We start from the raw sequence: 14,517 nt of genomic DNA, 5'->3' as shown, positions 1-14,517 counted from the left end.
TTATGAACCTTGTTATATTTGGATGCCGGGGTGCGGTGTTGTGGTTGTTGCTGGGGTTGGCGTCGAATGCGTTAGCGGCTGGCTTTCTGGAGATGCCCGATACCACGGAAGTGCCGGCACTGGAACGCGACAGTATGCTCCTCGATATGGATGTGCCCGGGGTGCGAGATCGAGATCCTGATCCCCGTGCCGGGCCGCGCCTGAACGTGCGGGAGTTCCGTGTCCAGGGCATCGTCGAGTACCCGCACCTCGGCATCTATCGACAGGAGATCATCGACAAGGTCGAGGCGATCCGGTTTGACCTGATGAATGAGGATGCCATTCTTGAGTCGGGGTACACCCTCGAAGAGTTGGCAGCGATTTCCGATCTGATTGTTGAAATCGAGCGGGATACCCGGGATCGTCATGTCGGGCCCATGGAGGTGCAGCGACTGGTATTCCATGTCCGCGAGCAGCGTCGCCAGCGGGGCCTGTCCCTGGGTATGATCGAAACGGTTGCGGATACGATCACTCAGTATTACCGCGAGCGCGGTTTCATCCTGGCCAAAGCCTATATTCCAGAGCAGCGGGTGCGCGAAGGCATTGTCAATCTGACCGTGCTCCTGGGAAATCTGGGGGAGGTGCAGGTTGAGAACAATGGACGCTACCGGGATCGCACCATTGCCAGAGTGTTTGATGACATTATCGATCAGCCCGTTAAGGCAGGAGTGATTGAGGAACGACTATTTCTCGTGAATGACCTGCCTGGCCTCCGGGCTCAGGGCTACTTTGAGCCAGGGACGCAAGTGGGTGACTCCCGAATGGTCGTAAATGTCACGGACGAGCGCTGGTACAACGCCAACCTGCGTCTGGACAACCATGGTTCGCAGAGCTCTGGTGAGTATCGTTTATACGGCGACTTCTACTGGCACAATCCGACTGGCATTGGCGATCAGCTGCAGATCGGCGTGCTCAACTCGTTTGAGCCTGATAACTCTCTGTACGGCTCCGTGCGTTACCGTGTGCCGGCGTACTTTCCGCGGTTGCGTTTCTCTGTGGGTGCCTCCAATAACGATTTTGTGTTGGCGAGAACACAGTCAGAGGCCATCGACGCTCTGCGAATCAGTGGCCGCTCTCAAGTGGTCGATGCTGGATTTGAGTACCACCTGAACCGAACCCGGGTGAAGAACAGCGCCCTACATATGACCTGGTCGCAAATTGGGTCACGCTTGCGTTTTGGCGATGCCGGAGGCGTGGCACTGGATAGCAAAGTCGAAAATATCAATCTGAGCTACCGCTTCGATGTGCTCGATGAACGCAGACGCGTTCTGCATCAAGGGGGCATTGGAGTCACCGCAAGCCGGTTTGTAGAACAAGCCGAACATATTGAAGAGCAGGATCAGAACCCCTTTATTCTGCCGTTGGATTATACTCTTTTGGGGTTTTGGCAGCTGCCCTTTACGGATACTCAAACACGGGTCCTTCTGCGTCTTTCAGGGCAGTATTCAGGAACGTCGCTGTCGTCTATCAATCAGTTCTCGCTCTCCGGCCCTAACCGCTCCCGAGGCTATGCGCTCAACGCCTTCTTTGCCGATGACGGGGTGCACGCGGGGATAGACTGGATATTCCCTGGCATCGGTGCCAGCGCCCGCCATTTGCAACCCTTGGTTTTTGCAGATTATGGTTATGGCATCGCCTACCAACTGCTGGAAGGTGTCGACGATACTATCGGTGAAATGAGCAACATTGGTCTCGGCTTTCGGTTTAATGCGGGAAGGGCGATGCGCGGCTCGCTGACAATTGCTCAACCTTTGACCTCTCGCAATACGGCGATGGATGATCGAGGCGCAATGGATGAAGGTGTGCGCGCTTACTTTGATATTCAATACTCGTTTTGAGGTTTATTCTGCGTCATCACGTGGTCTCATTAAAATCCTGATGTCGCATTTTTAGTTCTCTTTTTATGATCGAGTTCACATTAAAATTCAGGTTCGTGTGAGTGAGTAAAAGCATATCGCGCCAATGATAAAAAAACGTTTTTTTATCGCGGTTTACGGTTGTTTACGCAATTCTATTTGGCTAGTATTCGGGCTGGGTACTAGAGTTGATGAGTAAGTCACCCAGACATCAAGGAGCGCTTGTCTTAAGGATTCTTCAACGCAAAAGGGAGAATTGCAGGTAGATAATCGCTTGGCCTCGGTGGCTGCTTTGAAGCGTGTATCTGTTAACTGCAAACGCAAGGAGAAAAGTAAATGGCGATTTATCTGGAGTACGAAGGTGTTAAAGGAAACGTAACAGCAGAGGGTTACAAGGACCATATTGCTGTGCAGTCTCTGAATTTCGGTATTGGCCGCGGCATCTCCATGGAGCCGGGTAACCTGGCCAACCGTGAAGCGACCCGCCCCACCCTGAGTGAAATCAATCTGACCAAAGTTGCTGATAACTCGGCAACTGCTTTGTTCAAAGAAGCCGTTACCGGTTCTGCGGGCAAGAAGGTCACCATCAAGTTTGTTCAAACCGGTGCTGATAAAGTGGTTGAGTACATGGACTATGTCCTGGAAGACTGCCTGGTCAGCGGCTATCAGATTAGTGGTTCCGAAGACGGTGATCCCGTTGAAACCATTTCTTTGAGCTATTCAAAGATCATGGTCAACTACAACGACTTTGACAAGTCTAACAAGTCCTCCAACCCGCAGCGCGTGGGCTACGACTTGACGACCGCGAAGCCGTTGTAATTTGGTCGCCCCGGGGTTTCCCGGGGCGCTCTTACCCCGCACATCTCTCGGGCCCAGAGTAAATTCTGGGAAACAAGGAACGACACCGCTTCTCGCGTTGTTAGGACAAGGGTTGCTATAACTATGGGGCAGCTGACTCAGGAAGAACGATTGGTCGCCATTAGCGATTTTTCCCTCGGTAAAGACACCTTTCTGGTTAAATCTTTTCAGGGCACCGAAAGCATATCGGGCCTGTATCACTTTCGCGTCAATGTCATATCCGAGAACCTCGCCATCAGTGCGGATCAACTGCTGGGGAAAAGTGGCTGTGTCTCCCTTCAGGATGAACATGAGCGCCAATTTTTTGGTTATGTCAGCGACTTTGTCGTCGGCGAGATTGAGAGCAGCCATCTGCGTAGCTACGAAATCACTCTTCAGCCTTGGTTGGCGTTTCTTGGTTACACCCATAACTATCGAATTTTCCAGGAAAAGACCGCTCGTGACATCATCGAGGAGCTCTTTTCTGAGCAGGGACTGGCGGATTACGAGTTCCGGGCGATGCCCGGCGAAAGCAGGGAATATTGCGTTCAGTACGGCGAAAGCGACCTCGATTTCGTACTTCGACTGTTGGAAGAAGAGGGTATCAGCTTCTATTTTGAGCACAGTCGCAGTAATCACAAGCTGATTCTGGTGGACCAGCCTCATGCCTTCATGGCGTTGCCAGATGCCAAGCTTGAGTATTCCAAAGGTTCGTCGTCTGGCGTTCAGATTACGCGTTGGGAGCATCGGCATCAGTATCATACCGGTAATGTAACCCTCAGCGACTATGATTTTCAGGAGCCGGATAAGGCCCTTCTGTCGAGCGCCAAGACCTCCGAGAACCATGCGCGTATACAACAGTTTGAACGCCATTTTACAGGTGCGCTTTACCACCCCGATCTGGGTGATGCATTGGCACGAAAACGTATGGAGGCAGAGGAGTCTGGTCGCGATGTTGTGCTGGGTGAGTCCAACGCCAGCCAACTGTTGGCGGGCGGAAAATTCTCCCTCGACAAGCATGAGTCCAACGCGCAGAAGGGGGCCTACACGCTCCTCGAAGTGCGCCACATCATCAAAGATGATACCCAGGGTACAGGGGATGGTGTCGGCCAGAGTTATCGGAATGAATTTGTCGCGGTGCCGGCCGAGGTGACGGTCCGGCCCCGAATTATGCGTGCGCGGTCCCTGATGCGGGGTCCACATACGGCGCTGGTGGTCGGTCCGGAAGGGGAAGAAATTTATACCGATGATCAGGGCCGAATAAAAGTGCAGTTTCATTGGGATCGTCTGGGCCAGAAGGACGAGAACAGTTCCTGTTATATGCGTGTTGCCCAGGCGTGGGCGGGGAACCAGTGGGGAAGTTTTTTCATTCCTCGGATTGGGCAGGAAGTGGTGGTCGATTTTATCAATGGCGACCCCGATCGACCGCTGGTGACCGGTGCGGTCTATAACGGAAAGAACAAGGCGGTTTACAGCAGCAAGACGCAAAGTGGGATAAAAACTCGATCGACCAAAGGCGGTAGCCCTGAAAACTACAATGAGTTCCGCTTTGATGATAAGAAAGGTGCTGAGCAGATACTTCTTCATGCCGAGAAAAACTACGACGTCGAGGTAGAGAACGACCAGTCATTGACGGTCGATAACGACCGGCGCAAGACAGTGCGCCGTGACGAGCATGCGCACATTCTCAATGACCGCTCAAAGAAGGTGGATAACAATCAGTCAGAGGTGGTGGGGAAGAACAAGTCGATTGAAGTGGGTGAAGACCACTCGGAGCGGATCGACGGTAACAAGAAGCTTGAGGTAGCCAAGAATCATACCGAGTCGATTGGTAAGGATATGACGATTTCAGTCAAGGGCGACCTGGCGGAAGCGATCAAGGGCAGCTACCATGAAACCGTAGACAAGGCTTACGGCCTAAAGGCTAAGACTATCAATCTGCAAGCGGATGATGAGATAACCTTGAAAACGGGATCGGCCACCATTCAGCTCAAAAGTAATGGTGACATCACCATCAGTGGCAAGAATATTAACGTGAAGGGTTCGGGCAATGTTGTCATCAAAGGCAGTAAAGTTGTCAGTAACTAAGCTTAGTCAGGAGTAGTTCTCATGGATAGCCAGGCCCAGGATGACATCCTGCCAACACGCGAAGAGCGTTTCGACACAGAGGCTGATCTGAATGTGCCCGAAGGTGAGCTGCTTATCGGAACCATCACCGGCATTACCGAAGAGGGCTCACCTCAGCTACGTTTTATGCTGGATGGTGCCTGGCGTACGGTAGCAGCCGTACCGATGATCAGTATGACGCCCAAGCATGTGGGGCGACAGGGCGTCGCCATGATGGCCAACGGAGAGATTAAGGCGCTGGTTCTGGTGGGGCTGGTGCACTCGCCCTTGGATACGGTGTTGCAGCAGGCCGTTACCCTTGACGGCATGTCCGAACCGGAAGCTGAACCCTATGCCGATGTCGATGGCCAGAGCCGTATCATTGAGGGCAAAGAGCAAGTGGTGCTACGCTGCGGGGACGCCAGTATTACCCTCACCAAGGCCGGAAAAATCATTCTGCGCGGCAAACACCTGGTAAGCCGTTCAAGCGGCGTCAACCGCATTCTCGGTGGATCCATCCAGATGAACTGATGGATTTATCGGGCGCTTGGTATATCTTGGTGCCGGCGGGTTCCCTCCCGCCGGTGAGTTGGCTACTTTTTGAGATACGATCGTTCAACCGCTACCCCTTGTCGCCGCGTTATTCCTCAATGACGATAACGAACCTGTCCACCGTTACGCCCGCCAACTTGTTTGGGAATTATTCGATGGGGGCAATACCCGATTGGAGGTAGTGCTCGCCTGGATAGATTGTGGTTAGCTGCGCCCATAAACGACATCAAGTGGAGCGGCCCCGGTCGACTCGCAATAAAGCAGTCAGAGATTTCAATTGCCCCGGAGAAGGAGTATTCCTTAAAGTTTCGGCGTTCGCGCCGATAAACTAGCGGTATGGCTCCCTCCCATCTCTGAACCCCCCGAAGGAAGTAACGCATGCTGTTGGCTACGACCGTTAGAACCAAGCTTATCGTCACCCTAATTCTGCCCCTGCTGGCGCTCGCCCTGCTTGCCGGCTCCTCGGTGTGGATCATAAGCAGCATCGAACGGCGGATGGAAACGCTCTACAGCGACCGGGTGGTACCGCTGCGCCAACTCAAAACCATCGCTGATGAGTATGCGGTGCGGGTAGTGGATGCGGTGAACAAAGCTGACGCCGGCTTGGTATCCGCCGAGAGAGCCCTGCAGGACGTGCGCCTGGCACGCACCAATATCGATAGCTACTGGCGGGACTATACGGCAACCCGGTTGACGCGCCGGGAAGAAACGTTGGCGCAACAGGCGCGCGGGCTGTTCGAACAGGCCAATCGCGCCCTTGACCGCCTGGAAACGCGGTTGGCGCAGCTGTCTGGCAATGTTGGGGGCGAGCTGGGGGACTTTAACGGGCCGCTGTACGCCAGCATTGACCCCATCAGCAACAAAATTACGGAGCTGGTGGAGCTGCAGCTCAACGAAGCCGAGCAGCTGCACCAGGAGACGGTGGCGCTCTACCAGCGCTCTGTGACGCTTTTCCTGGGGGGGAGCGCTCTTGTTATTCTGTTGGTTGCCTTCGCTGGCACTGTCACTTATCGCTCCGTGGCGCCGCCCCTGCAGCGCATGCGCACAACCATTGAGCAGATCGGTAGAACCCGGGATCTCAACCTGCGCCTGGACGTCACCAGCCGGGACGAGCTGGGCACCACGGCCGAGTCCCTGAACCAGACGTTCGAGGCAATCCGCGCAGCGGTGCACGATATTGCCGAACAGACGCTACAGCTGGCCTCCGCTGCCGAAGAGCTGTCTGCGGTCAGCATCCAGACCGACCAGAACATCAAGCTACAGCAACGGGAGACCGATGAGGTCGCCACCGCCATGAACGAAATGGCCCAGACCATTCAGGAAGTAGCCCGCAACGCAGGCGAAGCCGCAAACGCCGGCGGCCTGGCCGACAAAGAGGCCAACCAGGGCGGCAGTATTATCAGCGGTGTTATCGACTCCATTGGCGAGCTGGCTACCGAGGTCGGCCGGAGCGCGGAGAATATCAATCGCTTGGCCGAACAAAGCCGGGAGATCGGCGGCATACTCGACGTTATTCGCGGCGTTTCCGAGCAGACCAATCTGCTGGCCTTGAACGCAGCCATTGAGGCCGCCCGCGCTGGTGAGCAGGGTCGAGGCTTTGCCGTAGTTGCCGACGAGGTCCGGACCCTGGCCGGGCGTACCCAGGTGTCCACTGACGACATCCGTATCAAGATCGAGCGTCTGCAGGCTGAAACTGACGAGGCGGTCAACGCCATGCAGCGCGGCCATCAACTTGCGGACAGCAACGCCGAAGAGGCCCGGCGTGCGGCCGGGGCCCTGGACAGCATTACCGGGGCGGTCAGTATCATTCACAGCCTGACTACCCAGATAGCCAGTGCGGCCGAGCAGCAGGGCGCCGTAGCCGAAGAGATCAACCGCAACATCACTACCATCAGCACGATCGCCAACGAAAACACGGCCGGAGCCACGCAAACCGCCGCTTCGAGCCAAGAGGTGGCCCGCATCGCCGCTCAGGTAAGCCGACTTGTGGAGCAGTTTCGGACCTAGCCCGAGTATTTGATCTGTCTACAACCCGGAGTCTTGTGTTCGAGGGCATCGAAGTGGGTGATGCGGGTTTCAGGTCAGGTCAGCACCACCAGCGTCTGACCCGCCTGCACCCGGGCACCTTCAGACTTCAATACCTGCAACACTTTGCCGTCACTGGGCGCGGTGATGTTGATCTCCATTTTCATGGATTCCAGCACCAGCAGCACCTCGCCGGCTTTGACCTGTTGGCCTTCACTGACCACTGCCTGCCAGACGCTACCCGATACTGAAGAGTCCACGCGAATGGCGTCTTCGGGGAAGTCGTCGGCGCTTTCTTCTTCCACCGCTTCTTCGGCTTCGAAGTTGAACTGGCCGTTGGCGTGCCAGCGTGCCAGTTCTTCGTCGAAGGCCTGTTCCCGTTGATGGGTGAACTGCTCGATATCCGTCTGGTGTTCGGCCAGGAAAGCTTCGTAATCGCTCAGGCTGAACGAGGTTTCCTCAATCTCGATGGGGTAGCGCCCCTGGGGAAAGTCTCGGCGGATCTGTTGCAGCTCGTCGTGGCTCACTTCGTAAAAGCGCACCTGATCGAAAAAGCGCAGCAGCCAGGGTTGTTTGAATTCCCGGGTGGTGCGGTAGCGGTTCCACATCTGCAAAGTACGGCCCACAAACTGGTAGCCGCCCGGGCCCTCCATGCCGTACACGCACATATAGGAGCCGCCGATGCCCACGGAATTTTCCGCAGTCCAGGTGCGCGCCGGGTTGTACTTGGTAGTCACCAGGCGGTGGCGCGGGTCCACCGGGGTGGCCACGGGCGCGCCCAGGTAGACATCCCCCAGGCCCATCACCAGGTAGGAGGCGTTGAAGACGATGTCCTTGACCTGATCAATGGAGTCTAGGCCGTTGATCCGACGGATGAATTCCAGGTTGCTCGGGCACCAGGGGGCGTTGGCGCGCACGGATTGCATGTACTTCTCAATGGCGGTGTGGCAGGCCTCGTCGTCCCAGCTCAGCGGGATGTGCACGATGCGCGAGGGCACGCTCAGCTCCGCCAGTTGCTGGCTCAGCTCGCGCTCGCCTTTTTGCACATGGGCCACCAGTGTTTGCAGGGAAAGCTGTTGGCTGTCGTAGTGAACCTGCAGCGAGCGAATGCCCGGGGTGAGTTCGCGCAGGCCGGGCAGGGAGTTCTGCTCCAGCCACTGCATCAGGGCGTGGGCTCGAAAGCGCAGGCGGATATCCAGTTCCAGCGGCCCGTATTCCACCAGCAGGAAGTGATCGCCTGCGACCCGATAGACAATGTCCTCACCCACCTCATTGGCACTCAAGCGGTCGACAATGGGGCTGGATAGGGGTGCGGGTGAGACCGTGTCTTCAGCAGGTCGCAATTGCTCGATGGCCGTTTGTTGATCGGCCTCCAGGCGCACGGCATCGTCCACAGTGACCGAAACGAATCGGATTTTGTCACCGGCGCGCAGTTGCCCGAGCTTCCACAGGTCGGCGGTGATGACTGTCGCCGGGCAGACAAAGCCGCCCAGGGACGGGCCGTCCGGGCCCAGGATGACCGGCATATCGCCGGTAAAATCCACGGTGCCGAAGGCATAGGCGTTGTCATGGATGTTGGACGGGTGCATGCCCGCTTCGCCGCCGGAGTTGCGCGCCCATTGGGGTTTGGGGCCGATCAGGCGCACGCCGGTGCGGCTGGAGTTGTAGTGCACTTCCCAGGCGTGGGAGAAAAAGGTCTCGATATCCTGATCGGTAAAAAAGTCCGGCGCGCCGTGGGGCCCGTAGATGACCCGCAGTTGCCATTCGTTGCCCAGCGCGGGTTGCTGCTCGGCGGGCAATTCAGCGGGCGTCGCCTGTGCCGTCGGGTCGATGGTCAGCATATCGCCGGCGCGCAGGGCGCGGCCGTTGTGGCCACCAAACTGGCCCAGGGTGAAGGTGGATTTGGTGCCCAGGTAGTCCGGGCACTGAATGCCACCGGCCACCGCCAGGTAGGCGCGTGCGCCGGCGTCGCGGATGCGACCCAGCTGCAAGGTCTGTCCGGCGCTCACGGTGACACCCTGCCACAAGGGTAGTGGTTCGCCGTCGAGGGTTGCGCCGATGGCACCGCCGGTGAGGGCGATGGTGGTGGCGCAGGTGAACTTGAACGTCGGGCCCTGCAGGGTGATTTCCAGCCCGGCCGCTTTCTTGTCGTTGCCCAGCAGGCGATTGGCGAGGCGAAAGGCGTAGTTGTCGAAGGGACCGGAGGGCGGCACCCCGATATGCCAGTAGCCGGCGCGCCCGGGGTAGTCCTGGATGGTGGTCATGGTGCCGCCCTGAAGCACTTCAATGCGCGCCGGGCGGTAGACAAAGTCGTTCAGGTAACGGGTGGTCATCTGCCCGTTGACCAGGGTGTCGTCCTGAATCAGTTGGCGCAGATAGTCCAGGTTGGTGACAATGCCGTAGAGTTCGCTCTGCTCCAGCGCGTTCGACAGTTGCGCCAGCGCTTGTTCGCGATCGGCGGCTTTGACAATCACCTTGGCGAGCATGGGATCAAAATCGGCGGGCACTTCAATGCCGCTTTCGATCCAGTGGTCGATGCGCAGCCCCTGCTGTTCCGGCCAGCTGACTTTGCTCAGCAGCCCGGCACAGGGCTGAAAGTCGTGGGCCGGGTCTTCGGCGTAGACACGCACCTGAATGGCGTGGCCCTGGGGTTTGAGTTGTGCGCGTAACTGTTCGAGGTCGTCCAGTTCGCCGGCAGCGAGCTTGAGCATCCACTCCACCAGATCCACACCATAAACTTCCTCGGTGACCCCGTGCTCCACCTGCAGACGGGTGTTCACTTCCAGAAAATAAAACTTTTGATCCTGATCGTCGAAGATAAACTCCACGGTGCCGGCGTTGCGGTAGTTGACCGCACCGGCGAGCTGTTCGGCGGTACGGTGCATGGCCTCGCGCTGGGCGTCGCTCAGGTTGGGCGCGGGACACTCTTCCACGACTTTCTGGTTGCGGCGTTGGCTGGAGCAATCGCGCTCGCCCAGCGCCACCGCCTGACCCTTGCCGTCGCCGAATACCTGCACCTCGATGTGGCGGGCGCGGGCGATAAATTTTTCCAGAAACACACCGTCGTCGGCGAAGTTGTTGGCGCCCAGTCGTTTGACCGAATCGAAAGCCGCGTCCAGGTCGGCTTTTTCGTGGCACAGTTGCATGCCGATGCCGCCGCCGCCGGCGGTGCTTTTGAGCATGATCGGATAGCCGATGCGCTCGGCTTCGCGCTGCGCATCGCTCAGGTCGGTGAGCAGTTCGCTGCCCGGGCACAGAGGCACCTGCGCCTCTTCGGCCAGGGCGCGGGCTTTGTGCTTGAGGCCAAAGCCGGTCATCTGTTCGGGGGTGGGCCCGACAAAGGCGATGCCGGCGGCTTCGCACTGGCGCACAAAGTCGGCGTTTTCGCTCAGGAAACCGTAGCCCGGGTGGATGGCTTTGGCACCGGTGTCTTTGGCGATGGCGAGGATCTTGTCGCGGTTGAGGTAGGTCTGGGTGGCGTTGCCGTCGCCGAGACTGTAAGCCTCATCGGCGTGGCGTACGTGCAGGCTGTCGGCATCGGATTCGGCATAGATGGCGACGGACTTCACACCTAGCTTTTTCAAGGTGCGAATAATACGAACGGCGATAGCGCCGCGGTTGGCGATCAATACTTTATCAAACATAGTGTTCTCCAGCGGGCCGTCCCGCAGGAATTTCTGTGGGTAAGAGCTTTGGGGCGGGACTTGGGCAACCCCTTCCCAGACACGCCGTGAACCCATCCCTGGGGGCTCGGCACGCGCTGTCCCGCGCGTGACGGTCTGGGAAGGGGTTGCCCAAGTCCCTTCGCATTAAAGCTCTGTGTCCTACCCAACAGTTGCGACAGTGGTCGTCCACTGAAGGTTATTAAGATAGAGGAATGGGGTGAAGGGGTTTGAGACCGTCGCCCGCATGGATGCGGGTGCCGAGCCTACAGGGACGTATTCACGGCGTGTCTCACACCCCTTCACCCCATTCCGTAGTGTCAAAAGTGGGCACCAGCCCGAGTTAATCCCATACCAACAGTTCGATCGGTGTGGGGTTGTAGCCGTTACAGGGGTTGTTGAGCTGGGGGCAGTTGGACACCAGCATCAACACATCCATCTGCGCTTGCAGCTCCACGTACTTGCCCGGCGCCGAGATACCGTCTTCAAAGGTGAGACCACCGTCTTCGGTCACCGGCACATTCATAAAGAAATTGATGTTGTGGGTAATGTCCCGCTTCGTCAGCCCGTACTCCGGGTGTTCGGCAATGGCGAGCATCCAACTGTCGCGGCAGGCGTGCATGCAGCGTTTTTCCAGGTCGTAGCGCACGGTGTTGCTCTCGGTGGCACAGGCGCCGCCCAGGGTGTCGTGGCGGCCGCAGGTGTCGGCGACGATCTTGAGCAGCGGGCGCTGGGCGTTGGACATGAGCGCGGTGCCCGCGCTCAGATAGAGGTTGCCCTGCTCGCGCACGGTGTCCATGGCGCTGTAGTGTTCGCTCGGGTCCTCGGCGTTGTAAAACAGGGTGTCGGCGGCCTGGTTGCCCTCCAGGTCGAGGATGCGCACGGTCTGGCCTTTTTTTAAAACCCCGAGAAAGTAATCGCCCGCGCCCACCCAGTGTTTGGCGCTGGCGGCGTCGGGGTTGAGTGTGCTTTCCTGTAGTGGCATTGTTTGAACCTCTGCTGGTCAAATCGGTTTTGTGTCGGATTACGCCTCCGGCTAATCCGACCTACTTGAGCGTTGGCACTGTGTTTCCTGTAGGTCGGATTAGCGCAGCGTAATCCGACACTGAGGCACCCAGCCCGCCTAGCGCCCCCCGGCAATGTGATAAATCCGGTTGTTCTCAAACCCGCGCCGGTTCTCTGGGCGGAAGTTCAGGCAATAGTCGTCGTCGGTTACCGGGTCGGCCTCACCCAGCTCGATCTCCACCGGTTTGAACGGATAGCGTTCCGCCCGGCTCAACGGGTGCGGGCAGGCGTGCAGCAATACCAGGGTATCCATTTCAAAACGCAAGGTGACGCTGGCACCGGCTTTGGCGGCGCTGTCATCCAGGCGGATATTGCCTTCGGCGTCGCTGACCACCTTGCTGAACCAGTTGATATTCGAGGCCAGGTCGGCCCGGCCCAGGCCGTATTTGGCCAGTTCTACCAGAAAGGCGTCGTAGCCGTTCTGGTGCCAATCGTTGCGGTCTTTCTGGTAGTCCCGTGCGCCCCAGCGTTGCGCGACCTGGTCGGCGCGACTGTTGCCGCACACGGTGTCGTGCCAGCCAAAGGAATCGTCGGTCACCGACGCAAAAATTCGGCCCATGTCCGAGTAAAGGCAGTGGCCTTTGTGCAGCTTGAAGGTGTGCTGGCACTTGAGGGTGTCCGGGCCGTTGTAGCGCTCCAGCAGGTTACGCGGGTTGTAAAACAACATGCCGGCATTGGCGCCGCCTTCGAGGTCGGTCAGTTTAAGGTAACTGCCCCGGCGCATTTCCAGCGACCAATGGCCGGCGCCGGGAATGCGGGTGGTGTACTTAGGCTTACCCATAGTCACGCTCCTTTAGCTGTGCCAGTGATTCCCGGTTCACGGGCAAGTCGTAAGTGATATTGGCCCCGTAGGCTTCGGGTGCCTGGTCGTCGCGACGCAGTTTGTCGAACACCCATAACCGGGTGCCCAGGGCGAAACCTTCGCTGATATCGTGGGTGACCATAAAAACGGTGAGCTCGTGCTCCTGCCACAACTGATGCACGAGTGTGTGCATATCTTTGCGGATGCCCGGGTCCAGCGCGCCAAAGGGTTCGTCGAGCAACAGAATGCGCGGTCTGCGAATCAGCGCCTGGGCGATGGCCAGACGCTGGCGCATACCGCCGGAAAGCTCGTGGGGATACTGTTTGGCCGCGTGGCTAAGGCCGACTTTGGCGAGCAGCGCGCGCGCCTCTTCAAGAACCTCGCGCCGGGCGCGACCAAAGAGCTTGCCCAGCAGCGGTGAGCGCTCGAACTCACGCGCGAGAATCACATTCTGTTCGACACTCAGGTGCGGGAACACCGAGTACTGCTGGAACACAATGCCGCGCGCCTGATCCGGCTCGTTGGGAATGGGTTTGCCGTCGAGTAGCAATTGGCCTCGAGTTGGCTCTTCCATGCCCAGCAGCATTTTCAGGAAGGTGCTTTTACCGCAGCCGGAGGCCCCCACCATAGTGATGAATTCGCCCGCTTTGACCTGAAGGTTCATGCGCTCAAGGACGACATTATTGCCGTACTCTTTCCAGAGGTTTTTGACTTCAATCATCGGTGCACTCATGCCTTACCTCCTTGGTGATGCCAGGGAAAGGCTTTGCGGCTCAATTGCGCAAGCAGCCAATCAAACAGGAAAGCAAGAAAGGTGATCCAGGCCACGTAGGGCAGAATGATGTCCATGGACATATAACGGCGAACGAGAAAGATGCGATAGCCGAGGCCGTCGGTGGACGCGATGGCCTCGGCGGCGATCAGAAACAACCAGCCGGTCCCGAGCGACAAGCGCACGGCTGCAATCAGGCGGGGGGTCAACTGGGGAATGAGGACCCGCAACAGAATATGCCAGGTAGACGCGCCCAAGGTCTGTGCCTTGACCAACTGCTCAGTGGGAATCTCCTGAGCCGAACGTTGAATGTCCCGGGCAATGAAGGGCGCAACCCCAATGACAATCAAGGCCACTTTGGCCAGCTCCCCCAAGCCGAAGACAATAAACAGAATCGGCAAAAGCGCCAATGGCGGCACTAACGAAATCACCGTCAACAGCGGCGACAGCGGCGAATTCACCAAGGGAATCGAACCGGTCAGCGTCCCGATACTGAAACCGATCAGCGCTGCGATCCCGATCCCGAGGCCCAGACGCTGCAAACTGCTCTTGGTATCTTCCCAAAACACATACTCGCCCGTGCGCCGACTCGGCTCAAACGCTAGCCGCTCAACCGCCTCACCCATCTGGGTAAAGCTCGGCAACAAGCGATCGTCCGGATTCTCCGCCAGACGCTTATCCGACGCCGCGATATAGATAATCACAATCAACGCAAAGGGCAACAACCCCAGCATCACACCCACCGATCGGGAAGGTTTCAGGTTAATCAACCGTCTCATTCAACTCTCTCTTCGCTTTATT

Annotated in this window: 10 protein-coding genes; 5 read left to right on the top strand and 5 right to left on the bottom strand. The window is 57.8% G+C overall.

Annotation, left to right across the window (positions count from 1 at the left end; translation table 11 throughout):
* Window positions 1-2: 2 nt before the first annotated feature.
* From DKW72_RS10805 to DKW72_RS10785, 5 genes are all read left to right on the top strand, one after another.
* Complete coding sequence (locus DKW72_RS10805; RefSeq protein WP_111642385.1) at window positions 3-1,877, top strand: ShlB/FhaC/HecB family hemolysin secretion/activation protein; 1,875 nt, start codon at window positions 3-5, stop codon at window positions 1,875-1,877.
* Between the two features lie 354 nt (window positions 1,878-2,231).
* Window positions 2,232-2,714 (top strand): Hcp family type VI secretion system effector, encoded by a 483-nt coding sequence (locus tag DKW72_RS10800; RefSeq protein WP_111642384.1) that lies wholly within the window; start codon window positions 2,232-2,234, stop codon window positions 2,712-2,714.
* Window positions 2,715-2,837: 123 nt separating this feature from the next.
* Window positions 2,838-4,820, top strand: a complete 1,983-nt coding sequence (locus tag DKW72_RS10795) for a type VI secretion system Vgr family protein (protein WP_111642383.1) — start codon at window positions 2,838-2,840, stop codon at window positions 4,818-4,820.
* Window positions 4,821-4,841: 21 nt separating this feature from the next.
* A complete protein-coding gene (locus tag DKW72_RS10790) occupies window positions 4,842-5,369 on the top strand; it encodes a hypothetical protein (protein ID WP_111642382.1) in 528 nt (175 codons plus the stop codon).
* Window positions 5,370-5,768: 399 nt separating this feature from the next.
* A complete protein-coding gene (locus DKW72_RS10785; protein WP_111642381.1) occupies window positions 5,769-7,397 on the top strand; it encodes a methyl-accepting chemotaxis protein in 1,629 nt (542 codons plus the stop codon).
* A gap of 74 nt (window positions 7,398-7,471) precedes the next feature.
* Here DKW72_RS10785 and uca read toward each other — a convergent pair whose 3' ends face one another.
* The 5 genes from uca to DKW72_RS10760 form a co-directional block, all read right to left on the bottom strand.
* Window positions 7,472-11,059 (bottom strand): urea carboxylase, encoded by a 3,588-nt coding sequence (gene uca, locus DKW72_RS10780; protein WP_111642380.1) that lies wholly within the window; start codon window positions 11,057-11,059, stop codon window positions 7,472-7,474.
* A 361-nt stretch (window positions 11,060-11,420) separates the two neighbouring features.
* The gene (locus DKW72_RS10775) at window positions 11,421-12,062 is read right to left on the bottom strand and encodes an urea amidolyase associated protein UAAP2 (protein WP_111642379.1); all 642 of its coding nucleotides are present in this window, start codon (window positions 12,060-12,062) and stop codon (window positions 11,421-11,423) included.
* A 138-nt stretch (window positions 12,063-12,200) separates the two neighbouring features.
* Window positions 12,201-12,923 carry an urea amidolyase associated protein UAAP1 gene (locus tag DKW72_RS10770; RefSeq protein ID WP_111642378.1) on the bottom strand — a complete coding sequence of 241 codons (723 nt, stop codon included), beginning with the start codon at window positions 12,921-12,923 and terminating at the stop codon, window positions 12,201-12,203.
* Complete coding sequence (locus DKW72_RS10765) at window positions 12,916-13,677, bottom strand: ABC transporter ATP-binding protein (RefSeq protein ID WP_232522380.1); 762 nt, start codon at window positions 13,675-13,677, stop codon at window positions 12,916-12,918. Before DKW72_RS10765 ends, DKW72_RS10770 begins: the two co-directional genes overlap by 8 nt.
* A complete protein-coding gene (locus DKW72_RS10760; protein ID WP_111642377.1) occupies window positions 13,674-14,495 on the bottom strand; it encodes an ABC transporter permease in 822 nt (273 codons plus the stop codon). Before DKW72_RS10760 ends, DKW72_RS10765 begins: the two co-directional genes overlap by 4 nt.
* Window positions 14,496-14,517 lie beyond the last annotated feature (22 nt).

The organism is Marinimicrobium alkaliphilum (assembly GCF_003259155.1).
GTDB classification, from domain to species: domain Bacteria; phylum Pseudomonadota; class Gammaproteobacteria; order Pseudomonadales; family Cellvibrionaceae; genus Marinimicrobium_A; species Marinimicrobium_A alkaliphilum.
This window is presented reverse-complemented; position numbering and strand designations above follow the sequence as displayed.